The 25,914-nt window shown below is 68.1% G+C and carries 21 protein-coding genes and 2 pseudogenes; 7 read left to right on the top strand and 16 right to left on the bottom strand.

The window, feature by feature from the left end; all coding sequences use genetic code 11:
- Positions 1-26 precede the first annotated feature (26 nt).
- A complete protein-coding gene (locus tag Y590_RS04755) occupies positions 27-3,023 on the top strand; it encodes a PAS domain S-box protein (RefSeq protein ID WP_201026768.1) in 2,997 nt (998 codons plus the stop codon).
- A gap of 495 nt (positions 3,024-3,518) precedes the next feature.
- Entirely contained in the window at positions 3,519-4,250 is a 732-nt protein-coding gene (locus tag Y590_RS04750; protein ID WP_060772160.1) for a DUF4198 domain-containing protein, read from the top strand.
- Between the two features lie 176 nt (positions 4,251-4,426).
- Here the strand turns inward: Y590_RS04750 and Y590_RS04745 are convergent, their stop codons facing one another.
- Positions 4,427-6,376 carry an alpha/beta hydrolase domain-containing protein gene (locus Y590_RS04745; protein ID WP_060768855.1) on the bottom strand — a complete coding sequence of 650 codons (1,950 nt, stop codon included), beginning with the start codon at positions 6,374-6,376 and terminating at the stop codon, positions 4,427-4,429.
- Positions 6,377-6,830: 454 nt separating this feature from the next.
- Between Y590_RS04745 and Y590_RS04740 the strand changes: the two genes are divergently transcribed.
- Positions 6,831-7,163: a hypothetical protein gene (locus Y590_RS04740; RefSeq protein WP_060768854.1), complete on the top strand. Its 333-nt coding sequence runs from the start codon at positions 6,831-6,833 to the stop codon at positions 7,161-7,163.
- 59 nt (positions 7,164-7,222) lie between these two features.
- Here Y590_RS04740 and Y590_RS04735 read toward each other — a convergent pair whose 3' ends face one another.
- Both Y590_RS04735 and Y590_RS04730 read right to left on the bottom strand, forming a co-directional pair.
- Positions 7,223-7,468 carry a hypothetical protein gene (locus Y590_RS04735; protein WP_060768853.1) on the bottom strand — a complete coding sequence of 82 codons (246 nt, stop codon included), beginning with the start codon at positions 7,466-7,468 and terminating at the stop codon, positions 7,223-7,225.
- 206 nt (positions 7,469-7,674) lie between these two features.
- Positions 7,675-7,884 carry a cold-shock protein gene (locus tag Y590_RS04730; protein ID WP_012252841.1) on the bottom strand — a complete coding sequence of 70 codons (210 nt, stop codon included), beginning with the start codon at positions 7,882-7,884 and terminating at the stop codon, positions 7,675-7,677.
- A gap of 850 nt (positions 7,885-8,734) precedes the next feature.
- Between Y590_RS04730 and Y590_RS25435 the strand changes: the two genes are divergently transcribed.
- Entirely contained in the window at positions 8,735-8,956 is a 222-nt protein-coding gene (locus Y590_RS25435; protein ID WP_083530754.1) for a hypothetical protein, read from the top strand.
- Between the two features lie 207 nt (positions 8,957-9,163).
- Here Y590_RS25435 and Y590_RS04725 read toward each other — a convergent pair whose 3' ends face one another.
- The 11 genes from Y590_RS04725 to Y590_RS04675 all read right to left on the bottom strand — a co-directional run bounded on the left by Y590_RS04725 (position 9,164) and on the right by Y590_RS04675 (position 21,194).
- A complete protein-coding gene (locus Y590_RS04725) occupies positions 9,164-9,577 on the bottom strand; it encodes a DUF1236 domain-containing protein (RefSeq protein WP_060768852.1) in 414 nt (137 codons plus the stop codon).
- A gap of 207 nt (positions 9,578-9,784) precedes the next feature.
- Entirely contained in the window at positions 9,785-10,036 is a 252-nt protein-coding gene (locus tag Y590_RS04720) for a cysteine rich repeat-containing protein (protein WP_060768851.1), read from the bottom strand.
- 388 nt (positions 10,037-10,424) lie between these two features.
- Complete coding sequence (locus Y590_RS04715) at positions 10,425-11,294, bottom strand: outer membrane protein (protein ID WP_083530753.1); 870 nt, start codon at positions 11,292-11,294, stop codon at positions 10,425-10,427.
- Positions 11,295-11,523: 229 nt separating this feature from the next.
- On the bottom strand, positions 11,524-12,501 hold the full coding sequence (locus Y590_RS04710) for an NAD(P)/FAD-dependent oxidoreductase (protein ID WP_060768849.1): 978 nt from the start codon (positions 12,499-12,501) through the stop codon (positions 11,524-11,526).
- Between the two features lie 376 nt (positions 12,502-12,877).
- A complete protein-coding gene (locus Y590_RS04705; RefSeq protein WP_060768848.1) occupies positions 12,878-13,858 on the bottom strand; it encodes an ABC transporter ATP-binding protein in 981 nt (326 codons plus the stop codon).
- Between the two features lie 8 nt (positions 13,859-13,866).
- A complete protein-coding gene (ntrB, locus tag Y590_RS04700) occupies positions 13,867-14,706 on the bottom strand; it encodes a nitrate ABC transporter permease (protein WP_060768847.1) in 840 nt (279 codons plus the stop codon).
- Between the two features lie 4 nt (positions 14,707-14,710).
- Positions 14,711-16,072 carry a CmpA/NrtA family ABC transporter substrate-binding protein gene (locus Y590_RS04695; RefSeq protein ID WP_060768846.1) on the bottom strand — a complete coding sequence of 454 codons (1,362 nt, stop codon included), beginning with the start codon at positions 16,070-16,072 and terminating at the stop codon, positions 14,711-14,713.
- A 165-nt stretch (positions 16,073-16,237) separates the two neighbouring features.
- The gene (locus Y590_RS04690; RefSeq protein ID WP_060768845.1) at positions 16,238-17,572 is read right to left on the bottom strand and encodes an FAD-dependent oxidoreductase; all 1,335 of its coding nucleotides are present in this window, start codon (positions 17,570-17,572) and stop codon (positions 16,238-16,240) included.
- The gene (locus Y590_RS04685) at positions 17,569-18,762 is read right to left on the bottom strand and encodes an acyl-CoA dehydrogenase family protein (RefSeq protein WP_060768844.1); all 1,194 of its coding nucleotides are present in this window, start codon (positions 18,760-18,762) and stop codon (positions 17,569-17,571) included. Before Y590_RS04685 ends, Y590_RS04690 begins: the two co-directional genes overlap by 4 nt.
- A gap of 60 nt (positions 18,763-18,822) precedes the next feature.
- Positions 18,823-19,374 carry an OsmC family protein gene (locus Y590_RS04680; protein ID WP_060768843.1) on the bottom strand — a complete coding sequence of 184 codons (552 nt, stop codon included), beginning with the start codon at positions 19,372-19,374 and terminating at the stop codon, positions 18,823-18,825.
- Between the two features lie 212 nt (positions 19,375-19,586).
- On the bottom strand, positions 19,587-21,194 hold the full coding sequence (locus tag Y590_RS04675; protein ID WP_060768842.1) for a sigma 54-interacting transcriptional regulator: 1,608 nt from the start codon (positions 21,192-21,194) through the stop codon (positions 19,587-19,589).
- A 302-nt stretch (positions 21,195-21,496) separates the two neighbouring features.
- On the opposite strand from Y590_RS04675, the pseudogene Y590_RS25430 reads away from it, so the two are divergent.
- A pseudogene (locus Y590_RS25430) lies at positions 21,497-22,222 on the top strand (DDE-type integrase/transposase/recombinase); the annotation flags it as partial.
- Between the two features lie 94 nt (positions 22,223-22,316).
- Here the strand turns inward: Y590_RS25430 and Y590_RS04665 are convergent.
- The gene (locus tag Y590_RS04665; RefSeq protein WP_060768813.1) at positions 22,317-23,543 is read right to left on the bottom strand and encodes an IS110-like element ISMch4 family transposase; all 1,227 of its coding nucleotides are present in this window, start codon (positions 23,541-23,543) and stop codon (positions 22,317-22,319) included.
- A 247-nt stretch (positions 23,544-23,790) separates the two neighbouring features.
- Between Y590_RS04665 and Y590_RS04660 the strand changes: the two are divergent.
- A pseudogene (locus Y590_RS04660) lies at positions 23,791-24,033 on the top strand (integrase core domain-containing protein); the annotation flags it as partial.
- 59 nt (positions 24,034-24,092) lie between these two features.
- Here Y590_RS04660 and Y590_RS04655 read toward each other — a convergent pair.
- On the bottom strand, positions 24,093-25,127 hold the full coding sequence (locus Y590_RS04655; RefSeq protein WP_060768839.1) for a GlxA family transcriptional regulator: 1,035 nt from the start codon (positions 25,125-25,127) through the stop codon (positions 24,093-24,095).
- A gap of 50 nt (positions 25,128-25,177) precedes the next feature.
- On the opposite strand from Y590_RS04655, the gene Y590_RS04650 reads away from it, so the two are divergent.
- Positions 25,178-25,882, top strand: a complete 705-nt coding sequence (locus tag Y590_RS04650; RefSeq protein WP_060768838.1) for a DJ-1/PfpI family protein — start codon at positions 25,178-25,180, stop codon at positions 25,880-25,882.
- Positions 25,883-25,914: the final 32 nt, after the last annotated feature.

Here is a 25,914-nt window from a genome sequence, read left to right as displayed (position 1 = left end):
CTGTCCGAACGATGAACCCCGCCCCGATGAGCGAGCAAGAGGCTGCGCGCCTTCGCGCCTTGGAGCGCTATCGGTTGCTCGACACCCCGCGCGAGCAGGATTTCGACGAGATCGCGGAGGCCGCCGCCGAGCTGTGCGAGGCGCCGATCGCAGTGGTCAATCTCGTGGGCGACGGGCGGCAGTTCTTCAAGGCGGAGGTCGGCCTCGGTGTGCGCGAGACGCCGCTCGAAACCTCCTTCTGCCGGCAGGCCATCCTGCACGACGACTTCCTCTACGTGCCCGACACCGCGCGCGACCCGCGCTTCGAAGGCAACCCGCTCGTTGGCGGCGATCCCGGCCTGCGCTTCTACGCCGGTGCCCTGCTGAGGACCGGCGAAGGGCAGCCGATCGGGACCGTCTGCGTCCTCGATACCCGCCCGCGCGAACTCACGGAGCGGCAGCGCCGCGGCCTGATGCGGCTCGCCCGCCAAGCGATGGCGCAGATGGAACTGCGCCGCTCGCTGCGTGAGCAGGCCGAGCAGCGCCTGCTGCACGAGCGCATCCTCGACAGTGCCACCGACTACGCGATCGTGGCCATGGACCCCCAGGGCCGCGTCACGCGCTGGAACACCGGCGCCGAGCGCATCCTCGGCTGGACCGAGGCCGAGATGCTGGGCCGGACGGTCGAGGCCCTCTTCACGCCGGAGGATCGGGCGGACGGCCGGCCCGAGGTCGAGAAGCGCCTGGCCGCGCAGGCCGGCAGCGCTCCGGACGAGCGCTGGCACATGCGCAAGGACGGGACCCGCTTCTGGGCCTCGGGCGAGATGATGCCGCTGACGGCCGAAGACGGCGGGGTCATCGGCTTCCTCAAGATCCTACGCGACCGCAGCGGGCACCGCGCTTCGGAGGCCGCGCTACGGGCGAGCGAGCTGCGCTACCGTTCCCTCGTCGAAGTCAGTCCGCAGGTGGTGTGGTTCGGCGACGAGGCCGGCAACATCACCTACTGCAATGCCTATTGGTACGACTACACGGGCCTGCCCGCCGGGGAGACCGGCGAGGCGAGCTGGATGGGCGTGATCCACCCCGATCACCGCGAGCGCGTCCGCGACGCGTGGCTCGCGGCGGCGCGAAGCCAGGGAGCCTACGAGGTCGAGTTCCCCCTTCGTCGCGCGGACGGTCAGTTCCGCTGGTTCCTGTCGCGGGCCCAGCCCGTCCGCGACGAGGCGGGCGATCTCCGGAGCTGGATCGGCACCACCCTCGACATCCACGAGCGCAAGGTGGCCGAGGAACGCTTCTCGGCACTCACCGAACTGGCGCCGGCCATCATCTGGTTCGGCAATCCGGACGGCAGCCTCAGCTACCTCAACGACCGCTGGTACGCCTATACCGGCCAGACCCCGGAACAGGCGCTGCCGTTCGGCTGGGGCGAGTCGATCCACCCGGACGACCTGGGCGGCCTGCTCGAAGCCTGGGAGACGGCCCGCACCCGCGAGACCGTCTACGACACCGAGGCGCGGCTGCGCCGCCGCGACGGAGCCTACCGCTGGTTCCTGATCCGTGCCGAGCCGCGCCGGGACGCGAGCGGCGCGGTGGTCGGCTGGCTCGGCAGCAACAGCGACATCCACGACCGTCGGCAGGCGGACGAGGATCTACACCGGGCGCGCGAGCAGTTGCATCTCGCCGTCGAGGCGACCGGAACCGGCATCTTCGACTACGACCTCGTCACGGGCACGCTGGAATGGGATTCACGCACCCGCACGCTGTTCGGCCTGGGACCTGAGGCGCCGGTCGGCTACGACGTGTTCCTGGCCGGCCTGCATCCGGATGACCGAGCCTGGGTCGATCGGGCGGTCGAGGCCGCGCTCGATCCGGCCGGCAGCGGCAGCTACGACATCGCCTACCGGACCATCGGGCTGGAGGACGGCGTCGAGCGCTGGGTCGCCGCCAAGGGACAGGCCTTCGTCGCCGGCGGCCGCACCGTGCGCTTCATCGGCACTGCGCGCGACGTCACGCAGAGCCGACGGGCCGAGCAGGCCCTGCGTGAGACCGAGGAGCGTTACCGCCTCGCGGCGCGCGCCACCAACGACGCGATCTGGGACTGGAACCTCGCGACCAACCAAGTCCTCTGGAACGAGGCCCTCACGGCCGCTCACGGCTATCCGCCGGAGGCGGTCGATCCGACCGGCGATTGGTGGATCGCCCATATCCATCCCGATGACCGGGCGCGGATCGACGCCTCCATCCACGCGATCATCGACGGGACCGGCACTGCCTGGAGCGACGAGTACCGTTTCCTGCGCGCGAACGGCACCTATGCCGACATCCTCGACCGGGGCTACGTCATCCGTGACGGGCACGGGACGGCGGTGCGGATGATCGGGGCGATGTTCGACATCAGCGAGCGCAAGCGGGCCGAGGAGCACCAGCGCCTGCTCACGGGCGAGTTGCAGCACCGGGTCAAGAACACGCTCACCCTTGTCCAGGCCATCGCCAGCCAGACCCTCCGCAACGCCCCGGATCTCGATGCAGCCCGCGAGGCCTTCGCCGCGCGCCTGATCTCGCTCGGCCGCGCCCACGACATCCTGACCCGGTCGAGCTGGACCGAGGCGCCCATCGCCGAGATCGTGGAGGGCGCTCTGGCGGTCCATCGCGGCGCCGCCACGGCGCGCATCCGCGCGAGCGGGCCGGGCGTGCTTCTCGGGGCCAGGGCGGCGCTCTCGCTTGCCCTGGCCCTGCACGAGCTGGCTACCAACGCGACCAAGTACGGCGCCCTCTCCAACGAGGCGGGATGCGTCGACCTGCGCTGGCACGTGGTGCACGAGGGCGAGGCGCCCCGCTTCTGCCTGACATGGTCCGAGCAGGGCGGGCCGCCCATCCTGAGCCAGCCCTCGCGCCGCGGCTTCGGCTCGCGCCTGATCGAGCGCAGCTTCGCCGCCGAGGTCGGCGGAGAGGTCAAGCTCACCTACGCGCCGACCGGTCTCGTTTGCCGCTTGGAAGCCCCCCTCGCATCGATGCAGGAGCCGCGCGACGAGGTCGCTGCCTGAGGGGCCATGCGGCGCGAGGTCCGGTCCCGGGAATCAAGTGAGCCGACCCGAGGCGCCGCCGGGCCGCACGGTCGAGGGCGGTGCATCCGCATGTGCCCGCTCCACGGCACGATGCCCGAAATCTGCGTGGGGCGTGCATGGGTGTAAAATGGCGTAGCTTGTGCATACTCGGGCGCTGCGATCCCGTATCGATCCGAGGCTTTGAGCCCCGGCTCGAACGACGTCGCCGCTCCTGACGCACCGGCGCGCATCGGCCGGTGCCGTTCGGGGTGAACACCTCTTGCAGGCGACGCCATCCATCCGGCCGCAGTGGAATCGTTGGAGATCCGGATCATCGCGCTGTGCGGTTCCATGACGTCGGCGACGACCGTCCCGGGCCCGACGCCGAATCCGCAGGCCACGGTTTCGCCACCGGCTGCGGCTGCGGCGATCTTCACCAGTCCGCCGCGGCCGGCCGGCATCGCCCGAAATTCCGTAACGGGAAGCATCTCCACGATGAGACACACCGCCCTCCTCGCCGCGTTCCTCGCCCTCACCGCACCGGCTTGCGCCCACGACCTCTGGCTCAATCCGGTCGGCGGCGGCGTGCAGGTCCTCTACGGCCATCCCCACGAGCCGGAACTGCCGAGTGCTGGCAAGCTGATGAGCCTGACCGCCTACGAGCCGTCCGGCGCGGTGGCCCTGAACGCCAAGGTGGAGTCCGGCGCGGCACCTGTGCTCAAGGCCGCCCACGACGGCGATGCGCTGGTCGCGGCGTCCTACGACAACGGCTACTGGGTGCGCCTGCCCGACGGCAGCTACCGCAACGCCAGCAAGCGGATGCTGCCGCAGGCCGATAAGAGCCTCTGGTCGGTGAAGTTCGCCAAGGCCGTGTCCGGCCCGACGGCTCCGTGGGACAGGATCGTCGGCCAACCGCTGGAGATCGTCCCGCTGGAGAAGCCGGCTGCGGCCTCGGGCCAGATCCGGGTGCTCGTGCTGTTCGAGGGCCGCCCGCTCGGAGGCGCCAGCGTGGTCGCCACCGACGGCGTGAACTTCAAGAGCGAGGCGGATCAGGCCCGCGCCACGACCGACACGGACGGCGTCGCCGTCGTCTCGCTGCGCAGTGCCGGCCCGCAGGTGCTCGGTGTCGCTCACCGCGTGACCCCTTCGCAGACGCCGACGCTGGCCGATGCGGACAGCTACGGCGCGACGCTCGCTTTCACGGTCACCGACCCGAAGACCAACTGAGCGCAGGGACGGCATCCGGTGGCGCCGACCGCGATGGCCGGCGCCACCGGTGTGTCGTCTGCTCCGGTGCTCTCTGGTGCAGCAGTGCCTTGAAGCTCGGCGAAGGCCCGTTCGATCGGGGTGAGGTCGGGTGCGGAGGCCGGCGAATGGCGCCGTCCTCCGCGAAAGGCCGTCCGCTACGGCGTCTCCTGTCGCGCCGCCGCGATCATGCGATCGCCGTCCTCCTGCAGCAGCAGGCGATCCGACACGAGTGCATCGACGGATTTCGTCACGGCCGCGACGTAGGCATCCGCGTCCTGATAGCGCTCCTCAAGGGACAAGCGGGGGTCGCCGGCCGTGTCCCGTTCGGCACGGGTGCGCGCGAACGGGATCTGGCTGCCCTCGCGATCGCACAGCGCACCGGCGGGGAACGGATCGGCATACAGGTTCCAACCGGTGAAGGTTGCACGCGGGGCCGCAACGGCCGGCAGGCGAATGCCGGCCACCTCGTTGCCGTCGGCATCGACGCGCGGGACCAGCGGGCGATATTGCGGCCCGCTTTCCGGGCGTGGATCCACATAGGTGCTGAAGCGCGCGATCGCATTCGGCGCTGTCGGAACGGGAACGCCGATCATGAACGGGAAGCCGATATCGGCCGCCTCGACCAGGGTTTGATCGGATAGGCGCGGCACACGGCTCTCGGGCGGTGCCTTACCATCCGTCACCCACTCCTCGAGCGCGACCAGCAGCGCCCGGACTGCCGGAGCCGGGTTCAGGCTGCTGCGCGGGTTCGTGCAGGGGCCCTTGGTTGAGCCAAGCCCGGCACGCCCATAGTGGAAGCCGCTCGAAACCAAGTAGGCGCGCGCGGTGTCCGGCAGCGGCACATCGGTGCGGCCAGCCGGATCGGTCGTGAGGAGGGAGGCACCCTTCTGCCAATACTCGGTGCCGGTATTGGCCTCGATCAACAGAGGGTCGAATCCATCATCCCGCAGCAGCTTGCCCGTCCGACCGGTGACGGGATCGTGCTGGGCGGCGGCCGAGAACGGGAAGGTGTTCTCCGGGTAGAGATGGTCTTCGTGCTGCGTGTTGGTTCGCGAGGGCTGACCGAAGCGGGCGTTGAGGAACACTCCGCCCACGCCCGCGATGTGAGACAGGACGCCGTCGAACACCCGCTTGCCGGTTTCGTCCCGGTTGAAGCCCTGTTGGATGAAGTCGCGCAGATAGCGCCCGCTCTGCGAGATGCCGAGCGCGAGGGTGTGCCGGATCGCGCCACCCGCCGGATTGGCCGCGCCGCGGAGATAGGCCACCACGTCCCGCGTGGCGGCGAAGCCGATCCCGAGAACCTTCGGCTCGGTGGCTTGGTATGTGAATTCGTAGAGCGAGCCGGGCAGCGGCTTGATGCCCTTCGGCAGAAGCTCGATCTGACGTGGCGTCGCGTAGTGCCAAGCGTCGGGCGGTACCGGTCGCGGCGGGTCGGCCTCTCGGCGCCGAACGGTGAGCCGCACGTCGGCCTTGTCCTGGCTGGCTGTCTTGAAGGAAAGGTAGAACGGAGCCTCGGGCGGGCCTCGGGTCGCGCTGACGAGTTCATCGCGCACGACCTCGACGATCGGCTTGCCGCTGCGCGTGGCCACCGGGACGTCGATCGCCATACCGCCCTGCTGGCGCAGTGCGTCCGCCTCCCAGCCCGACCAGACGATGGTGTAGCCCCGGCGCAGGACGAGCCCGGTCCCGGCATCGGTGGCGGTCTTGGGATCGTTGACCGCCTGCGCGGCCTGAGCCGGTGCATCGAGGACCCAGTTGAAGAGGAACTTGCGGCCCCGGTTCAGCACCTCGAACAAGAGCGTTCCGCTGCCTCGGGCCGGATCCTTGGGCCGCAGGATGAACAGGTCGGTCTTGTACTCGACCATGCCGCGGGCGTTGCGGGGCGCCAGGGCGATGTCGACGATGCCGGCATTCGCGGGATCGGCAGGGTCCAGCTCACCGCGGGCCGTGCCGACGACACGCTCGTAGCTGCCGGCTGATCCGAACGCCGCGCCATCCGCAAAAGGCTCGACGCTGGCAATCTCGATGCCGGTGATGCCCGCCTGAGCCGGCGCAGCGCCGAGGGCGCAGCCAAGTGCGCCGACCACAACCCAACCGTTGCGCATGTTTGCTCCCTGTCCGGCTCGTGCTGGCCGGTGTTCTCAGCAAGCATGCCAGGGGAAAGACGTCGAGAAGAATGCTGGGCTGCGCCCCGTTTTCTGTTTGAATTGGCTCGGCGCGGTGCTTTGTACGCTCATCAGTTCGAACCGCGCATTCGATGGCGGGGTGAGGGCTCGAGCGCACCGAGGCATTCCACCGGTGGCCGGTGCAGCAACCATGCCCCATGCTCGACCATGAGAGCCGTACCCGCCCACGTTGGGTCGGATCACGCCTCTAACCTTTTGTTGTACCGCGCATTCTTTCGACGAACCGGAAGCCACTTCGTCGGAATGCGCTCCGGGCAGCGCATTGGCGCCGATGCTGGCTGCCGTTATTTTGCAGAGATACGCTCAGCGGCCTGTTCCACACATCCGAAGGATCGGTATGATCGTGCCGAGACGCGACGCACAGGAACCAACAATGACATCGACAATGCCGGATGGTGCGAAGCCGGGCGATATCGTGACGGCTGACGGTCAGATCCTCTGCCGTGATCGAGAGCTTCACGAGTACGGCTATTTCACCGTCACCTACGAGCAGGCCCAGGTCGCACGCAAGCATGGCTGGGGCTGCCGGGCCGGCGTCGTCCTTGATGGGGAGCACTCCGACGAATGGAGTTGGGACTACGCCGAGGAAGAGCGTCGCAATGCGCTGGAAAACGGCGACGAGCCGCCCCGAGTGCGGATTTATCGAGAGCCACCCGCCTCCTGCCCCGTCGAGACAGCCCCCTCTTGCCGCCTCGAAGGCCGGTAGGCGAACGGGGGGATGCGCTGGCCGCACCGAACGGGCGAGCGCGGCATCCGGGGCGGACGCTACGCCCTCAGCCGCTCCGTGTTCGCTGCCACGTGTTCACGGTAGCGGGCAACTACGTCCTGATGTGAACCGCCGGTCAGCAGCGTCGTCGTCGCCTCGGTGGCCGCCGCGATCTTCTCGAACACCATCGAGTTCATCTCGGCCCACCCTTCCTGACCGCCCCAGGCAAGCCGTACCAGACGGAGTTCGATAACCCGCTGCGCCTCGAACGCGAGCAGAAGGGAAGCGATGAAGGGATTGGACAAGCAGAACTCCGGTCCGCATAAAAGCGAGGTGGCAACCGCGCTTCATCGGCGGATGATCCCAAGCTGCGCAGTTGGTCGCAGGGACGGGCGTTTCACGAGCGCATTGGCTCGGGCAAACCGAACAAGGCAAACGGCCGCAAAGCGGGTAGGCTGACGCTAAGCCAGCCCACCACTTTCCCTACTGGCGACTCTGGGGCGCCCGACGATCAGGCAACCTGAAGCTGTCCGGCCGACTCTTTGCCGCTCTTCCGGTCGATCTCAACCTCGTAGGTCACCTTCTGCCCTTCAGCGAGATCGCGCAGGCCGGCGCGCTCGACCGCCGAGATGTGCACGAACACGTCCTTGCCGCCGTTGTCGGGCTGGATGAAGCCATAGCCCTTCGTCTCGTTGAACCACTTTACCGTACCGGTTGCCATGTGTGCTTCTCCTGTGGCGAACAGAGGCTTTAACGCGCCGAGCGGCTTTTGTTCCAAACCGTTGGCTTCTTGAGGCGCATCGCCGTAGCCGAGCCTCAGCCTCCAGATTGCGGCCTCTTGCCCGCAGACTTGGCTTATCGCCGCGTGCGGATGCCTGATGGCGTCCCGCAGCCGATCCGCATGGGCAGGCTCTGGGTACACCAGAGACGTCACGGAGTCGAAGGCTGTCCATACCGGCAGCGAGCCCTCTCGAACGAACATGTCGATCGCCTCGACCGCCTCCCACCGCTCGAAGGCGTCAGGCCCGTGCACGGCCCGGCAGACAATGCGGGCGCGCAGGAAAGGGTCTTCAGCCGCGGGAGCCGTTTCCAGCGAGAACATCACCCCTGAACGGTCGGGCTGCAGCTCATCCGGGAGCGCCCCGACTTTGCGCCAGAGGCAGTGCCACGTGGCGCAGGCGGCTGGACGATCCTGGTAGATGCCGCAGGCCACACCTGTCTGATGCGCGCATAAGGTTCCGGCAAGCTTGGCAAGCGCCTTCACTTCAAGAACGCGGCAGCACTCCGCACAGGTGCCACAGGTTCGGCCGGGAACGAGAACGTGCAAGACTTCCGGATTTCCAATCTGATGCTGTGCTGCGGATTGCCCGCCTCTCCTCACGAGAGGCGTTCTCCTCGGCCTGCCGGGGCTGATCGATAGGCAGACTGAGCCGGGCAGTCCTCAGTCCCTGCGCTCGTGGCTGCCTTGTCGGATATCCCTTTCCCGAAAGGGGCGGTTAACCCTCTCGGTATGGGGGGCGAAACGGGTTCCCGCGCAACTCCGTATAGGTGCACCAGACAGGAGTGCCGGCATGTCCGATGATAAATGGCCGCCAGACTTGGACGTTCTCGTCGATCTGCCTCAGGCGGATTTCGTGGCCCGCTGGCGGTCTCTCGTCGGCGAACCTCCCGCCATCATGCTGGAGAGCCGATCAGAGATGATCCGTCTGCTGGTGGAGAGTACGAAAGCGGCTCCGTCACGCTTCGATGAGCACGCTCCGAACGCGCCTCAAAGTCATTCGGACCGGCGCTGAAAACGAACGGCCACGGGAGCCGGAACGAAGGTGCGCGTACATCCGGCGTCACCCCAATCCCGGCATCGTGGCCGCGACCGATCGAGCGACAGGATCGCGATCGGCATGTCCGTCAGATGGGGGTATCTTGGTTAACAATCAATGAGCGGTCCGATGGCCCGGTCACTTTCGAGCCGGCACGGCATGCCGTTCCAGGCTGCGGCCTCCTCAGTCGATCACTTCGACGATGCGGCGCGTGCCCGGTTCGACGAGCACGGGGTGATCGTTCACGATGGTGTAGTTGTAGCCCTTGAGCTCGAACTCGCGCGGAACGTCGTAATAGACCGGACCTTCGTCCGGCAGGATGGTGCCGACGCGAACCGGCAGACGAGAGACGAAGGAAGGACGACGTTCAGCCCGAGCGTAGATGCGAAAACGCTCACGGCGGTCGATGCCAAGAATTCCATTGGCAGTCCCGACGGCCGCACCGATCGCTCCGCCAACCACGGCTCCCAGGGGGCCGGCCATCTCCTCCCCGCGCGCGGCCCCCTCCTGCGCCCCGCGCTGAAGTCCCTGCGCGTGAGCGGGGGCGGCCATCGCGATCCCAACCGTGATGAGGATCGTAGCGAGTTTGGCGTGCATCGACGGATACCTCACAAGCGCCCAACGAATTTCGTCAGATCGTTCCCGGCAGCCTCGCGAATGCGGCTGCCCATCAGTGCTTCGGCCTTGCATCGGCGCCTTACCGCGCGGAGCCGCTTCATGCACTCGTGATAGAGTTGGGCACCCCTCCTGTCATGGTGACAGCGACGACGATGGCGAGAGAGGTCCGACGCACGGGTCTGCCCCTCACTTCCCGCCCGACGCTTCGTAGGCGGTGATCGCGCGGCGGCAGTTCTCGGACAGCTCGGCGCGGTGCTTCTTGAAGCAGGCATCCATCTCGGGGCTATCGGAGTCGATGCCTCCGCAAAACTGCAAGGCATCGCCCGTGCAGTATTTCTTGAGATCCGGGTTGCCGCGCTTGCTCTCCGGTGCGGCAGAGGCCGCGGCGACGACGAACGGTGCGGCAAGCAGAAGGCCGAGGGTGGCGAGGCGAGGCATCGAATGCTTCCTGAGCCCGATATAGGCAGGCAGGAATGAGCGAGAGGATGGGATCGTTCCTCAAAACGAGAGACCCCGCCGCCTGACCTGCTCGAGGGTTGGCGGGCCTGTCAGGTCCACCCGACGAAGAGCCCGTACGCAACGGGGCTCCCTCTCAGAATGACCGAGGGCCGTGAGCCCGGCGCCAACCGCGTCATCGGCAGCCTGTCCCAGTCCTGCAGGACACGGCGCCTTCCGCCCCAGATCCCGCGCGTGCGTCGCTGCCGCCAGTTTAGGGGCCGAGCGCTCAAACGAAAACAGGCGCTCCCAAGGAGCGCCTGTATCTCTGTTCACGAGGAGGCGTCGAACCACCCGGCGGTCCGGTGAGGGACCGCCGGCGATCCGGATCCTAGTAGGAGCCGAACTTGTAGTTCAGGCCGGCGCGGACGACGGCGAACTCGGTGTCGCGGATCTGCTGGCCGCCGCTGACGAGCACGGTGCCCGGGCTGCCGATGGAGACCGTGCGGCCCTGGTTGTCCGTCGCGAAGGCGCCACGGCCACCGGTGCCGCGGTCGAGGTTCACGTACAGACCTTCGACCTTCAGCGTCACGGCCGACGACTTGAAGAAGTTCAGGAACGAGTCGGTCGGGAGAGCGTACTCGATACCGCCACCCGCGGCCCAGCCGGTCTGGAAGTCGTTGCTCGACACGCCGGTGCCGAACTCACGACCGCCGCCGGAGCCGTAGGCGAAGCCGCCGGTGCCGTACACGAGGGTGCGGTCGAAGGCGTAGCCGAGGCGACCGCGGACGGTGCCGAAGAAGTCGAGGCCCGAGAGGCCGGCCGGGTTGAACACCTGCTGGGCGGCCAGCGGGCTGGTCGAGAGGAAGCGGTTCCGGTCACGGCCGAAATCGGCGTACTGGGCGTCGGCCTCGACACCGATCACGACACCGGAGCCCGGGGTGAACTGGTAGTTGTAGCCGATCTGACCGCCGCCGACGAAGCCTTCGTTGGACTCGCGGTTGCTGAAGGCCACCACGGCGATGGTGCCCGGGGGCACGAGCAGGGAGGCCGGGCCGACGCCGATCACGGTCGGGACGCGGTCGTCCTGGGTGCCGAAGCCGTAGCCGGCGTTGAAACCGGCGTAGAAGCCCGTCCAGGTGAACACCGGCACCGGCTGGAACACCGGCGGCGGAGCCGCGCGGCGCGGGAGGTCGGCAGCGAGCGCCGTGCCCGACAGGAGAAGGCCCGTGAGGCCGGCGAGGATCAGGGAGTTGCGCAAGATTTGAACCAGGGGTTTTTGAAACGTGCGCCCTCTTAGCAGCGGCCAAGCTCACGTCATATGATATATTAGTCACAGCCCATCAGTGACATCACCGTGATCGTGACGATCCATCGCGTCACCCTCCTATCGGCTCTTTGGCTCGGTTTGGCCCACACCGGGAGCCATCGGTCGGCACCGCCCGCGGGCCAGCCGCGATGTTCCGAGGGCTACGCGCTCGCTGTCGGGATCAGGCGGAGCTGTCGGCTCCGTCGACTTCTTCCTCGGTCGGCAGTTCGCAGCGGTTGTGAATGTCGGTGGCCGCCATCGCGCCATGTCCCATCGCAACCACGACTTGGTCGAGACCGCGCACCACGCCGCCGGCGGCGTAGAGGCCTGGGACCGTCGTGCGGTTGTGCTCGTCGACGAGGAGAGCTCCCGTTCCATCGTGCTCGGCTCCCAGTTCCAAGGCGAGCTCGGATCGAAGCTTCAATCCGAGAGCCGAGTAGAGCACCTCGAACCGGTGTTCATCACCGCCCGCCGTGCGTAGCCGGGTAATCCGGGCATCCTCGACATCGAGGCTTGTCACGGGCTCGTGGACGACCTTGATGCCGTGCTTCTCGACCCGCGTGCGCGCGCCCGCGTCGAGGTGCATGTCTTGCCCCAGCGTCAGAAGCGTCACGTCGCGCGAGTAGGTGCGGGCCACGAACACCGCCTCTCCCAGGCCCCTGTCGCCATGGCCGATCACGGCGATGCGCTTGCCCCTCGCTTCGTAGCCATCGCAGATCGGGCAGTAGCGCACGAGGCCGCGTCTGACGGCGTCGGGAAGGTCCGGCAGGTCTGGCTCCACGTCGTCCGCGCCCGTGGCGAGAAGCACCCGGCGCGCCCGCACCTCGCGTGAGACGCCTGCCGCCTCTTCGACGCTGGCCGCGAAACCTCCCTCGACCCTGCGCAAGGCCCTGACGGTGCCATGTGCGACCTCGGATCCATACCGAGCGAGGTGCTCGCGTTGGCGGAGGAGGATCTCCTGTCCGGAGATGCCGTCGGCGAAGACCGGGATGTTGTGGCTGGTGGGTATCCAAGACGCGCGGGAGTCGCCTGCATCCACCACGAGGAAGCGGCGCTCGAAGCGGGCCAAGTAGAGTGCGGCTGTCAGCCCGGCCGGGCCACCCCCGACAATCAGGCAGTCGATAGGCTCCGAGGGATCGGCGGACAGAAACCTAGCCATTCGCTCACCCGTTCATGAGGGCCATCCTTGCCGAGACCACCTTCGACCTTCCTCGGTTCCGCCACCGGCCGAAGCTCGGCGTCAACGCGGCTCTGGAGAAGGCCTGGCTGGAGGGGCGACGGGCCAGAACCCGCATCAGAGCCTCGAACAGCCCCTTCGCGATCCAGCACCGGAAACCAGCCGTCGATCGTACGCCAGGGCAGAACGCCGGCCGGCAGCGCGCGGGCCCGTCTCCGCCCGTCCGCAGGTGCCAGGCAAACCCCGCCAGGACCCGGCGCACAGGCGTCGCATCCAGACGACCCGGGTGGATCGGCTCGCTCCACGAAGCGGGCTCTCGGATGCCGAGGAGCCGACCCGCGCGAGGTCGGCGCCGGGATCAGGCTCGCCGGGCCGGCGGCTCGGCGGCGATGGCGGCGGCGTCCGCCTCGCTGAGCGAGGGGCGCACCACCGGCGGATGGCGGGGGTCGTAGTCTCCGGGCATGGCGTCCCGCAGGGTCCGGGAGCGGGTCACGAGGAAGTCGATCAGGTGGTTGCGCAGGGCGTAGTAGCCGGGCGCATGGTGAAGTTGCGTGCGGTCGCGGTTCTTGGGCAGCGGGTTCTCGACGATCTCGGCGACCTTCGCCTCCGGCCCGTTCGTCATCAGCACGATCCGGTCGGCGAGATAGATCGCCTCGTCGACGTCGTGGGTGATCATGAAGACCGTCTGCCCGGTCTCGACGCAGATCCGGCGCACCTCGTCCTGCAGCGTGCCGCGGGTCAGCGCGTCGAGCGCCGAGAAGGGCTCGTCCATGAGCAGGATCTTCGGCTCGATCGCCAGCGCCCGGGCGATGCCGACGCGCTGCTTCATGCCGCCCGACAACTCCGAAGGGCGCTTATGCTCGGAGCCGGCCAGTCCCACCGTGGCGATCGCCTTGCGGGCGCGCGCCTCGATCTCGGCGCGTTTCGCCTTCCGCCAGCGCGAGGACACCGCGTAGGCGACGTTGCCGAGCACGCTGCGCCAGGGCAGCAGGGCGTGGCCCTGAAAGATGACGGCGCGGTCGAGGCTCGTGCCGGTGATGCCCTGCCCGTCGACGATGACGACGCCCTCGCTCGGCGCATCGAGCCCGGCGAGGATGTTGAGCACCGTGGTCTTGCCGCAGCCGGAATGGCCGATCATGCACACGAACTCGCCGCGGCGCATCGGTAGCCACAGGTTCTCGAAGATCGTCGTGGCCTTGCCGCCCGGCGCCGGGTAGCGCCGGGCGATCCCCTCGATGGAGATGAATTTTTCAGACGTCGACATGCGGCTGGTCCCGGCATCAGCCGTTTCGGAAGCGGAGCGGCGGGCGCGCCGCGCGAACGGAAGGAGCGTGCTCATGGGTCGCTTCACTCCGGGAAGGTGACGAGGCGCTGCGCACGCGCCAGGAGCTGGTCGAGGACCATGCCGACGAGGCCGATCACCAGGATCGAGGTGATCACGTTGGTGATCGAGAGGTTGTTCCACTCGTTCCAGACGAAGTAGCCGATGCCGGTGCCCCCCACGAGCATCTCGGCCGCCACGATGACGAGCCACGCGATGCCGATCGAGATGCGCATGCCGGTGAGGATCGTCGGGGCGGCTGCCGGCAGGATCACCGTGAAGGCGCGCCGGATCGGGCTCACCTCAAGGGTTCTGGCGACGTTGAGCCATTCCTTGCGCGTGCCCGCGACGCCGAAGACCGTGTTGATCAGCATCGGCCAGATCGAGCAGATGAAGATCACGAAGATCGCAGACAGGCTCGAATCCTTGATCGTGTAGAGGGCGAGCGGCATCCAGGCGAGGGGTGAGACGGGTTTCAGGATCTGGATGTACGGGTCGAGCGCCCGGCTCATCAGCGGCGACATGCCGATGAGGAAGCCGACCGGGATCGCCACCAGCACCGCGAGGCCGTAGCCGAGCGCCACGCGGCCGATCGAGTAGGCGAGCTGGATCCCGATGCCCTTGTCGTTGGGCCCGCGGTCGTAGAACGGATCCTTCAGGTGCTTCCAGATCGTCGCCCCGACATCCAGCGGGCCGGGCATGGCCGATTTGCCCGTGGTGGCCGCCTGCCCCATCAGGGCGGCGTATTCCGGGTCCATGGCCTCGGTGCGGGCGGTGCCGCTGACCGCGATCTGCCAGCTGAGCAGGATCAGTGCGAGAAGCGCGAGGGAGAGGATGCCGGCGCGCAGCGAGAGCGTGCGTTGCATGGCGTTAGCTCGCACGCTTGATCTTGAAGGAGTCGAGGTATTCCTCGGGCTTGGCCGGATCGAAGGTCTTGCCCATCACCACGAAGGTCTTGGTGGTGGCCTGCGGCGGGGTCAATCCGTCCTGCTGCATCAGCTTGGCGGCGTCGGTGGCGCGGTAGACCTGTTTTGCGACCGCCGCGTAGTCGACATCGCCCTTGATCTGGCCCCAGCGCTTCATCTGGGTCAGCGTCCAGATCGCGAAGCTCTCGTAGGGGAAGGGGTCGAAGGCGACCCTCTTGGGGTCTTTCTTCACACTGCCGAGCCCGTCGGCATAGGTGCCGGTGAGGACCTGCTCCACCACGGTGAGCGGCTGGTTGAGGTAGTTGGCGGGCGCGATGGCGGCGGCGATCTCCTTACGGTTCTCCGCCTTCGAGGCGTAGGCGGTCGCCTGGAGGATGGCGCGCAGCATCGCGGCCGTCGCGTTCGGCATTTCGCGGATCGTGTCCTGCGCCACCGAGAAGGAGCAGCAGGGATGCCCGTCCCAGATCTCCTTCGACAGAATGTGGATGAAGCCGACGCCGTCGTAGACCGCGCGCTGGACGACGTTGTCGGGCGCCAGGAAGCCGTCGATGTTGTCGGCGCGCAGATTCGCGACCATCTCGGGCGGCGGCACCGAGCGCAGTTGCACGTCGGTGTCGGGATCGATGCCGTGCTCGGCGAGGTAGTAGCGCAACAAGTAGTTGTGGTTCGAGTAATCGAACGGGATCGCGAGCTTGAAGCCTTTCCAATTCTTCGGGTCGCGATTGTCCTTGTGCTTATTCGCGAGGCAAATTGCCTGTCCGTTGACGTTCTCGATCGCCGGCACGGCAAACGGAACGGGGTTCGATCCGAGCCCCATCGTGATGGCGAGCGGCATCGGTGCCAGCATGTGGGCGGCGTCGTATTCCTTGTTCAGGGTCTTGTCGCGCACGACCGCCCAGCCAGCGGTCTTCACGACATCGACGTTGAGGCCCTGCTTCTCATAGAAGCCCATGGGCTTGGCCATGATGATCGGCGTGGCGCAGGTGATCGGGATGAAGCCGATCTTGAGGTCGGTCTTCTCCGGCTTGTCCGCTTGGGCAAAGGCCTCGGCCACGAATTTCGTCGGCAGGAACTGACTGACGGCCGCCGCCGCCGTCGCGAGGCCGACGCTGCGCAGGAAGGCACGGCGCTCCGCGTGATGCGGAAACAGGGCCCGCATCATCGTCGTCTCGACGGCCCGCTCGATCGCAGCGTCCCCGCTCGGCAGGGCCGCCTCGTGCGCGGCCTGGGACGCGTGCGAGCCGCAGGAGCAGCCGCCGCGCGCGAAGCGGCGTTTGGCATCGAAGGGATTGTCGAACGGGGCCATCATGGTCTCCGGCAGGGCAGGCAACGAATCCTCAGCAACAGTCGCGCCAATCGCTGGAATTTTTTATTTCTGCTTTCGGGCCAGCGACTTGACGTCCGTAGAGACGGCTCGGCCGGATCTCGTTCCTTCGACAATGTCGATCTTTTGTCGACATTGTCGGCAGGCTCAGGCCGCGAGCCAGGCCGTGACGTCGCCGCCCTGCCGCTGCTCCATCGCGAGCCGGTGCTCGCTTTCTTCGACGACGTGCCAGGGGCGGTCGGCGACAGGGATGCCGTGCAGCGCGATCGGGGCCGAGCGGGTCTTCAAGCGGATGACCGGGGCGGTGTGCGCGTAGCCCGGATGGGCCCGGCCGAGGATCGCGTGAGCGATGACCGCGGCTTGGCGGGCGATGGGCTCGATGAAGCGACAGGGCCGCCCCGCGATGCTGATGCAGTCGCCCAACGCGAAGATGTCAGGCCCGCTCGTGCGCAGGGTCGCCGGATCGACGACGATGCCGCGGTCGAAGGCGAGGCCCGCTCCCCGCACGAGGCGCGAGGGCGTAGCGAGGCCGGTCGCGGCGATCACGGTCGCGGCGGCCAGGCTCGTCCCGTCCGGGAGAGCGAGGGCGACGGTGCCGTCCGGCCGGCGGCTCAGGCCGCTCACGAGGCTCTCGCCCCGGTAGCGGACACCCACGCCTTCGAGGCCCGCCAGCAGGCGCCGTCCGGCCTGCTCCGGCAGGAGTTCGGGCAGCGGCAGCGCCTTGGCCCCGAGAAGCGTGACGGCATGGCCGGCGCGGGCCAGATCCTCGGCCAGCTCGCAGCCGACCATGCCGGCCCCGATCACCGCGACCGCGCGGGGGCCGCGGGCGAGCTCGCCATGGAGCGAAGACCACGCGGCAAGGTCGTTGATCCGCCAGCACAGGGCGGGGTCGAGGCCGTCCGGCAGCGCTGGCCGCGCCCCGTGGGCGAGGACGAGATGGGTGTAGGGAAGCGTGCCGCGCGTCGTGCGTAAGGCGTGTCGCTCCGGCGAGAGGCCGACCGCGACCGTGTCGGCCATCAGGCGCAGGGACAGGCGTGCCGCCGCCGCGGCGCCCGTCTCGCGGCGGAGCGCGTCGGGTGTCAGGCCGCGCCCGAGGGCGACCGAGAGTTCCGGCTTGTGGTAGAGGCTGCCGTCGCAAGCGCTCACCAGGGTGATCGGCACCCCCGCATCCTCGGCCCGGATCGCCTCGGCGACGCTCCATCCGCCGATTCCGCCGCCGACGATCACCACGCCGGGCCGGCGCTGCGGCACCGGCGAGGCCGGCACCGGCGCGACAGGCGCGCGCCGCTGGTAGGGCTCGAAATCCGACTTGGTGACGCCGCAGATCGGGCAGGCCCAGTCATCGGGAATGTCCGCAAAGCGGGTGCCGGGCGGCAGGCCGCTATCGGGGTCGCCCTCGCCCTCGTCGTAGATCAGGCCGCAGGCCCGGCAGAGGAAAAGCTGCCAGGGGCCGAGGCCGTCGGCGGGCTCAGGGCGGCTCATGCCCGGCCCCCTTCGGTCGCGGCGGGCTGCGTCTCCCGCGACAGCCGGGCCATCTCCCAGCGCAGATGCTTGATCGCGGGGGTGACGATGGCGACGAAATGCGCCTCGCGGATGCGGCGCTGAGGAGCCGCCGACATCAGGTAGCCCCGCGCGCCCTGGTGCAGCAGCGCCGATTGCGAGGCGCGCAAGGCCAGTTCGGAGACCTGGGCACGGGCGTCGAGAACATCGATCAGGTAGTCGGCGGCACCGTCATAGGGCGTCTCGGCGAGCCGCATCACACGGGCGCGCAACTCGGCGAGTTCGGCCGCGATGGCGTCGGGTCGATCGTCGAGGAACTGATTGACGTGGACCAGCGTCTCCTCGACCGCCAGCATGGCGTCGAGGCTCCCCTCGGCGATGCCGAGGCCCATGCCGCATTGAAGCAGGATGAAGGCGCCGCGGATGCGCCCGATGAAGGGGCGCGCCGGATCGGCGATGAGGTCGTCATGCCCGACGAAGAGATCGTCGAGCCGCACACCCCAGGTGCTGGTGCCCTCCATGCCGGAGAAGTGCGGGCAGGGCCGCAGCTCGGTACGGTCGCAAGCCAGCACGAACATGATCTCGTGGCTGATCGTGTCGTTGGCGCCGACGACGCCCGCGATGGCGCCGCAATACTGGCCCGGGCCGATATGGCTGACCCAGGGCAGCATGCCGCTGACCCGGTAACCGCCGGGGACGCGACGGGCGCGCAGCAGGATCGGCTCGATTCCGGCGAAGGCCTTCATCGGGTTGGAGAGCGCCGTGCCTCCGAAGCGGCGGCCCGCCGCGTGATCGTCGAGCACCGCGCCGGTCAGGGCCGGGTTGCCCGACTGCTCGAGGTAGAGGCCGCACACATCGTGGCACCACATCAGAAAGCCGGTGGCGCCGCAGGCCCGGCTCGCCGCCTGCATGGCAGCCACCGCGAGCCCGAAGCGCCCCCCGTGCCGGTCGAGATGCACGGCGAGCGCGCCCGCGCCACCGAGCCGACCCAGGATCTCGAGCGGGTAGGCGCCGCGGTCGATCTCCGCCGCCGCGGCGCTCAAGGGACCATCGGCGATGGCCTTCGTTTCGGCGAGGACGGCCTCGTCGGTCCAATCGGGGCGGTTCGGCGTGGCAGGCGGCACCGGCCCGACGGAATCATCCGCCGGCCGCAAAGCGAGGGCGCTCGGCATCGTGCAGTCTCCTCAAGGATCGGGGAAGGCGGCGGGACCGCTTGGCCCCGCCTGGGCGCGTCAGCCAGCCAAGCCGATCTTGAAGGCGATCGGGTTTCGCATGGAGTTGGCCACCGGCGAGTAGACATTCGCGTGGCGCACGATCGCGTCGAGTTCCTCGCGGCTCGCATCGCCCTCGATGGTCACGGCCACGCGGATCTCCTGAAATCCCATGTCCTCCGGCAGCTTCTCGGCGCCGCCCGCGCCCCAGGCGGCGGGGTTGCCGATGTCGCCCTCGAGATGCAGTTCGAGGCGCGACAGGCGCACCTGTTTCCAGGTCGCGACGGCGGTGATGCCGACCGCAAGGCAGCCGCCGAGGGCCGAGAGCACGATCTCACCCGGTGCCGGCGCCGTGTTCTCGCCGAACAGGTGCAGGGGCTCGTCCACCACGACCGGCTGGTGGTCGCCGACATAGCTGCGGGTGCGGTACTGCCCGTCGACAACGGTGTGCACCTTGTTGGTGCCACGCGAGCCGGGATTGCAGCGGCCCTTCTCGGCGAACTGCATCAGGCCGTCCCGGTCGATCGGACGCAAGTAGGTGGTGACGGTGGTGGGGGCGGCGTTCGCGCTCATCGGCAACTCCTGTGCGTGCCCTGTCCCCGTCTTCATCGGGGCCGGCTCGGAGGGATTTGCGCAAAGCGGGTGCCAAATCGGCGGCGAATACGACAATTTAATATTGATGATATATTTCAGATATTTAGCTATGACCTGCGAAGGGCGCCTCCGGACGAAACGTTGTTGAATGTCAACACATTGTCGACATTGTCGGGTTTGGCAGAGCCGGGTCAGGGTGCCGGCTGGAGCTTGCGCCAGCGATAGGAGAATTGGCGTTCGGTGAGCCCGAGCCGCTGGGCGGCCCGCGTTTTGTTGCCGCCGGCCTGGGCCAGAGCCATGCGCAACTGTTCGTGGCCGTGCGAGTCGGCCGGCAGGTAGGGGCGCACGGTGCCGATCGCGCGCAACGCCGCTTCCCGTTCGGGTGAGAAGAACGGAGCCGAGGCCGGTGCGAGCAGCGGGGGCGCCGTGACGACGGCGCCTTCGAGCATCGGCCGCACGTCCTCGACGTCCAAGACACCTTCGCTCGCCAGCAGTACGAGCCGCTCGATGAAGTTGGCGAGCTGGCGGATGTTGCCCGGCCAGGGCTGGCGGGCGAGATGCGTGACCGCGCCTTGGGTCAGGTTGACGTTGCGCTGGTTGATCTGATTCGCCTGGGTGAGGAAGTGCAGCACCAGATCGGGGATATCGCTGCGCCGTTCCGCCAGCGGAGGCAGGGTGATCGGCACGACGTTGAGGCGGTAGAACAAGTCCTCTCGGAAGCGGCCGTGGGCCACCTCGGTGGCGACGTCCCGGTTCGTCGCGGCGACGAGGCGCATGTCGACCCGGATCTCGCGCTTGCCGCCGAGGCGCACGACCGTCCCCTCCTGCAGGGTGCGCAGCAGCTTGGTCTGGAGGACCGCCGGCATCTCGCCGATCTCGTCGAGGAAGATCGTGCCGCCGCTCGCCTGCTCGAACCAGCCGGCCCGCGCATCGACGGCCCCGGTGAAGGCGCCGCGCTCGTGCCCGAACAGCTCGGATTCGAACAGGCTGTCGGGAATCGCGGCGCAATTGACCTTGATGAAGGGCCGGTCTCGCCGCGGACTCGCGAGGTGGAGCGCCCGAGCGAAGAGTTCCTTGCCGGTTCCGGACTCGCCGAGCAGCAGCACGCTCGCGGTCGCGCTCGCGACCTTTTCCACCTGCGCGAGGGCGCGCAGCAGCGTGGGCGAGGTTCCGATGATGCCGTAGCGGGCGCGCTTGATGCGCAGCTCGCGCGCCAGCATATCGTTGTGCTCCTCGAGCGCCCGCGTCTTTTGCTCCACCCGCTCGTTCAGGGTCAGCAACTGGCTGACCATCGTGGCGATGATGCGCAGGATGGTGAGATCGTCCGAGAGCGCGCGCTCCCGGTGACGGATGCGGTGGCAGGCAATGGCTCCGACGGTCCTGTGATCGACCCGGATCGGCAGCGCCAGGAACGACACGGCGCCGCGGGGAAGCTGCGCCCGCGCCACCGCCCGCCCAAGGAAGGTGGGGTCCTTGTCGATGTCCTGCACGATGATGAGGTGACCGTCCTGGATGACGCGTCCGGTGATGCCCTCGCCCGGTGCGTAGCGGCCCCGAGCGACCTCTTCGCGGGTCAGCCCGTAGGAGTAGGCAATGCGGTGCCCATCGCCGTCGGGGTCTTTCAGGACGATCCGTCCCCGGTTCAGTCCGACGATCTCGGACAGGAGATGCAGCATCTCCCGCGCGACCTGATCGAGGCGCAGGCCCTTGCCGATCAGGTTCATGACCTCCTGGACGAGGAACATCTCCTGCGTACGCCAGTGTGTGCTCGACGCGCCCTTAAGGAGGCTTCCATCCATTCCGCGGCGCACCCCAGATTCCTGATTGGCACCTCCGCAACCTGCAAGCTTCGTGCAAATGTCGGCCCACATCAGAACCGGTTGGTCCGAGGAGAAGCGCCGATCAGGCATAAGCAGCCGAAATTGCATGCCCGAAATTGCAGGCCTATGAGCCCGTCTCGACGGGGCGCAGATCGGCTCGAAAAACATCAATTCGGCTCACCCAAAATCGGGATGAATCCGGAGCAGGCCGGATACGGCTCTAGGTGTTTGATCCCTCGGTGTGGTGGTACGATTGAGCATCACGCGGCGAGGGATGCGCTATGGGCCAAATTCTTCACGGCAGCGCCCGCACGACGGAGGCAGTCCGTCGCGCGATACAGCTACGTCAAGAAAGCGTGAGAGCGGCGGCTAAACGCTACGGCGTCAGCCCGACGACGATCCAGAAGTGGCGTGATCGGGAGACGACGGCCGACGCGGCCATGGGTCCGAAGGAGCCGCGCTCGACCGTTCTGACACCGGAGGAGGAGGCGATCGTCGTCGCTTTCCGGCGGCATACCCTGCTGCCGCTGGACGACTGCCTCTACGGTTTGCAGCCCACGATCCCCCATCTGACCCGCTCCAGCCTGCACCGGTGCCTGCAGCGGCACGGCATCAGCCGCCTGCCGGAAGTCGAAGGCGACAAGCCCGAGAAGAAGCGCTTCAAGCAATATCCGATCGGCTACTTCCATATCGATATCGCACAGGTCAGCACCGAAGAGGGCAAGCTGTACCTGTTCGTGGCGATCGACCGTACCAGCAAGTTCGCCTTCGTCCATCTTGTCGAGAGTGCTGGCAAGATGGAGGCGGCGCAGTTCCTGCGTGATCTGATCATGGCGGTGCCCTACCGCATCCACATCGTCCTGACGGATAACGGCATTCAGTTCACCAACCGCAAGAAGGATACCTATGCCTTCGCGCACATCTTCGGCCGCGTCTGCGCAGAGAACGACATCGAGCACCGGCTAACCAAGGTGAACCATCCCTGGACCACGGATGAGGTTGAACAGTCCCTTTGTTGCGATCCGTACTATTTTGTTGCCGCCCACGGGCGACCGTGTGACGAAGAGCCGGGTTCGAGGTGCAAGCCTGGCCGCGCCGTCTTCAGAGTCGCTCCTCCTTTGCGGCGCCCGTGGGTACGCGTCGCCCACGCCGGCTCCAGCCCTCGGTCAGGTGTCGGTAGGCGACCTCCGCCTGCTCGACACGCCGCCGCTCCTCCTGTCGGACGCGGGTCAGGTTGTAGGCGTAGGCCGTTCCGCGCTGACCACGCCGTGCCGGCTCGCCCGAGCGCAGCTCCAGTTCCCGCAGCTTCTTGGCGTGGAGCGCCGGACGCACCCAAGCGTAGTCCTCGCCCCGCGTGAGCAGGTGCCAGATGATCACCGCCAGCTTGCGTGAGACCGCCACGGCCGCGACGTGAGGCCCACGCCGCGCCGACACGCGCTGGAAGAAGGCGCGCAGTGGACCGGGCCCCCGCACGGCCTGCCAGGCCGCCTCGACCAACATCGTGCGGGCGTGGCTGCGCCCCTGCTTGGTGATGCGTCCATGCCGTGGCTTGCCGGATCCGGACTGATGCACGCTCGGGTTCAGCCCAAGATAGGCCACGAGCCGATCCGGGCCGGCGAACCGCGCCACGGGTCCGATGGCGGCGATCAGCCCGACTGCGACCACCAGGTCGATGCCTGGGATCGTCATCAGCCGCGTGACGTTCGCGTCGGCGCGCGCCTCGCGCGCCAGTTCACGCTCGACGACCTTCACGTCCTCGCTCAGCCGGTCGTACTCACGCAGGTGCCGGGCGACGGCATCGCTCTCGTCGCCGGGCAGCGGCTGTGCCAGCAGCCAGGTCCGTCCCCGCGGCCCGAACAGATCGGCGTGGGGACAGGGCGGCACTAGATGCGCATGCAGGATCGACTGCACCATCGTCTTCAGCCGCGTCCGCTGCCGGACGATCTGGGTGCGGCGTGTGACCTGGCGCCGGAGCGCAAGCGTTGCCTCGTCCGGGATCCAGACCTCTGGCAGAAAGCCACTGGCATAGAGCCGCGCCAGCACGGTCGCGTCGATGACGTCGGTCTTGATCCGCGCCTCGGCGATCAGCCGCACCTGGCGCGGGTTGGCGATCACCACCCGACCGACATGCGGCCGGATCACCTCCGCGACCGCGCTGGCGTTGCCGGTCGCCTCCACGACGACATGGTCGTCGTGCGTCAGCGTCTTGGCGAACGCCGTCAGGTGATCGCGCGTCATGCCGATCCGACCAAGACGCCGGGCCGCGCCGTTCTCCAGCATTACCGCCTCGGCGAAAACGCGGTGGATGTCCAATCCCACAACCCGCATGAGCCTGTCTCCTCGTCTCGATTGCGGGAGCTGGCGGGCAACACGGCAACTACGGATCCGCGCTCGCAGCGCATCCGGGCGAGCCGCAGGGGCGGCCAGATAACGGCTCGGGCTCGCAGCCCATCGTCTAAGGGTCGGCCTGCCCGCACGCACGTGCTCCCGGTGCCCCGTGTCCCGGATGGGCTCACCATAGCGCCGATCCGAAGATCAGCGGAACGCGAGGGCACCGAGGGTCATCATGCCGGATAACGGCCAGGTCGAACGGATGAACCGCACGATCAAGGATGCGACGGTCAAGCGCTACCATTACGACAGCCACGATCAGCTCAGAGATCACCTCCAGCTCTTCGTGGATGCCTACAACCACGCCCGCCGCCTCAAGACGCTACGCGGCCTGACACCCTACGAACGCATCTGCCAAGCCTGGACCAAAGAGCCCGAACGCTTCAGAGTCGATCCGTCGCACCACATGCCGGGACCGTACATCTAGGTCATTGTTTCGACGCGCATTCTTTCGACGAGCCGGTAACCGCTTCGTCGGCATGCGCTCTAAGATTGCGAAAAGGGACGAGGGATTTCGTTCATCTGCGGATCGATGCCGAAGCGAGAGCGATAATCCTGCGGCGTGCTCGCGAGCAGACGCAGGAAGCTTCGGCGCATCGTCTCCTCGGACGCAAAGCCGCAATGCTGCGCGATCCGCTTGACCGGTCGATGGGTCTCCGCCAGCATCTGGCGGGCCGCCTCGACCCTCAGCCGTTCGACGGCTCTGGCCGGCGTAAGCCCGGTCTCCTTGAGGTAATGCCGGCTGAAGCTGCGCTCACTCATCCCCGCCTCCGCAGCCAGGGCCGGGAGCGACAGGTCCGCGCCGAGATTCGCCCGCATCCAGCGATGCAGTGCGTCGAAGTGGTCCCCTTCCGTCTGCAGCGACAAGGCTGCGCTGAATTGCGCCTGACCGCCCGGACGCTTGAGGAAGACGACGAGGTAGCGTGCCACGGCGAGCGCCGTCTCGCGGCCGAGATCCGCCTCGACGAGCGCCAGCGCGAGGTCGATTCCGGCCGTCACGCCCGCGGAGGTCCAGACGGGGCCGTCGCGCACGAAGATCGGATCGGCCTCCACGCGCACGGCCGGGAAGCGCCGGGCGAAGGCGTCGCAGGACGACCAGTGGGTCACGGCCCGCCGGCCGTCGAGGAGGCCCGAAGCCGCCAGGATGAAGGCGCCGGTGCAGACGGAGGCGACCCGTCGCGCCTGCAGGGAGCGTCGACGCAGCCATTCGAGTAAGTCCGGATCGTCGGCTGCCGCATCGACGCCGGGCCCGCCGGCAACGATCAGGGTATCGACCGCTTCCGGCATCGGCGTCAGCGGCTCCGCCGCGAGCCCGAGGCCGGCTGAGGACGCGACGGCACCGCCGCTCTTGGCGACCACCCGGAGCCGGTAGGGCGGCCCGTCTCCGTTGCGGGCGACATGCTCGTTGGCGGAGGCGAAGACCTGAAGCGGACCGGTGACGTCGAGCACCTGCACGCCCGGGAAGGCGAGCACCTCCACGGACCGCACCGGTTTTGGCGGGAAACGAGGGTTCTTTGGCATTCGCGCCAGAGCCTGCCCGAGTACCCTTCCGCTGTCCACCGGAGGTAACGATGATCCCGTCCGACACTCACCTGGAAATCGGCTCCCTCCTGTTCGAGGGCGTCGACCAGATCGATCTCACCGGCCCGTTCGAGGTGCTGTCGCGCATCCCGAACGCGACCTACCGCGTCTACGGCAAGACATCCGAGACGGTCCGGGACGTGCGCGGCCTGAGGCTGACGCCGGACGCGGCGATCGAGGACGCGCCGCAACTCGACGTGCTGCACGTCCCCGGCGGTTTCGGCCAGGAGGACCTGATGGAGGACGAGGCCGTCCTCGACTGGCTCCGCCGCCAGGCGGGCGGCGCGCGGAGCGTCTTCTCGGTCTGCACCGGCGCCCTGCTCTGCGGGGCCGCAGGTCTCCTGAAAGGCCGCCGCGCCACGACCCACTGGGCCTCGTTCGATCTGCTGCCCTACTTCGGCGCGATCCCCGTCGATCAGCGGGTGGTCGTCGACGGCACATGGGTGTTTGCGGCGGGCGTCACGGCGGGGATCGACGGCGCCCTGCGGCTGGCCGCGGAGCTGCGCGGCCCGGACGCTGCGAAGGCCATCCAGCTCTACATGGCCTACGCGCCCGAGCCGCCCTTCGACAGCGGCACGCCGGAGAGGGCGCCGCCGGCCATCCTCGAACAGGCCCGCGCCGCGGTGGCGGCGATCACGGAACGCCGCACGGCCACCGCCCGGCGCGCCGCCGCCCGGCTCGGCGTGCAGCCTTGAGCGGCCGACACCCGGACGCCCATGGACGGGGC

It is taken from the genome of Methylobacterium sp. AMS5, assembly GCF_001542815.1.
In the GTDB taxonomy this organism is placed as follows: domain Bacteria; phylum Pseudomonadota; class Alphaproteobacteria; order Rhizobiales; family Beijerinckiaceae; genus Methylobacterium.
This window is presented reverse-complemented; position numbering and strand designations above follow the sequence as displayed.

Excerpts from the sequence above, each read along its gene's own strand:
- Y590_RS04755 (WP_201026768.1), top strand. The coding sequence starts at position 27 with ATGAGCGAGCAAGAGGCTGCGCGCCTTCGCGCCTTGGAGCGCTATCGG.
- Y590_RS04750 (WP_060772160.1), top strand. The coding sequence starts at position 3,519 with ATGAGACACACCGCCCTCCTCGCCGCGTTCCTCGCCCTCACCGCACCG.
- Y590_RS04745 (WP_060768855.1), bottom strand. The coding sequence starts at position 6,376 with ATGCGCAACGGTTGGGTTGTGGTCGGCGCACTTGGCTGCGCCCTCGGC.
- Y590_RS04740 (WP_060768854.1), top strand. The coding sequence starts at position 6,831 with ATGACATCGACAATGCCGGATGGTGCGAAGCCGGGCGATATCGTGACG.
- Y590_RS04730 (WP_012252841.1), bottom strand. The coding sequence starts at position 7,884 with ATGGCAACCGGTACGGTAAAGTGGTTCAACGAGACGAAGGGCTATGGC.
- Y590_RS25435 (WP_083530754.1), top strand. The coding sequence starts at position 8,735 with ATGTCCGATGATAAATGGCCGCCAGACTTGGACGTTCTCGTCGATCTG.
- Y590_RS04725 (WP_060768852.1), bottom strand. The coding sequence starts at position 9,577 with ATGCACGCCAAACTCGCTACGATCCTCATCACGGTTGGGATCGCGATG.
- Y590_RS04720 (WP_060768851.1), bottom strand. The coding sequence starts at position 10,036 with ATGCCTCGCCTCGCCACCCTCGGCCTTCTGCTTGCCGCACCGTTCGTC.
- Y590_RS04710 (WP_060768849.1), bottom strand. The coding sequence starts at position 12,501 with ATGGCTAGGTTTCTGTCCGCCGATCCCTCGGAGCCTATCGACTGCCTG.
- Y590_RS04705 (WP_060768848.1), bottom strand. The coding sequence starts at position 13,858 with ATGAGCACGCTCCTTCCGTTCGCGCGGCGCGCCCGCCGCTCCGCTTCC.
- ntrB (WP_060768847.1), bottom strand. The coding sequence starts at position 14,706 with ATGCAACGCACGCTCTCGCTGCGCGCCGGCATCCTCTCCCTCGCGCTT.
- Y590_RS04695 (WP_060768846.1), bottom strand. The coding sequence starts at position 16,072 with ATGGCCCCGTTCGACAATCCCTTCGATGCCAAACGCCGCTTCGCGCGC.
- Y590_RS04690 (WP_060768845.1), bottom strand. The coding sequence starts at position 17,572 with ATGAGCCGCCCTGAGCCCGCCGACGGCCTCGGCCCCTGGCAGCTTTTC.
- Y590_RS04685 (WP_060768844.1), bottom strand. The coding sequence starts at position 18,762 with ATGCCGAGCGCCCTCGCTTTGCGGCCGGCGGATGATTCCGTCGGGCCG.
- Y590_RS04680 (WP_060768843.1), bottom strand. The coding sequence starts at position 19,374 with ATGAGCGCGAACGCCGCCCCCACCACCGTCACCACCTACTTGCGTCCG.
- Y590_RS04675 (WP_060768842.1), bottom strand. The coding sequence starts at position 21,194 with ATGGATGGAAGCCTCCTTAAGGGCGCGTCGAGCACACACTGGCGTACG.
- Y590_RS04665 (WP_060768813.1), bottom strand. The coding sequence starts at position 23,543 with ATGCGGGTTGTGGGATTGGACATCCACCGCGTTTTCGCCGAGGCGGTA.
- Y590_RS04655 (WP_060768839.1), bottom strand. The coding sequence starts at position 25,127 with ATGCCAAAGAACCCTCGTTTCCCGCCAAAACCGGTGCGGTCCGTGGAG.
- Y590_RS04650 (WP_060768838.1), top strand. The coding sequence starts at position 25,178 with ATGATCCCGTCCGACACTCACCTGGAAATCGGCTCCCTCCTGTTCGAG.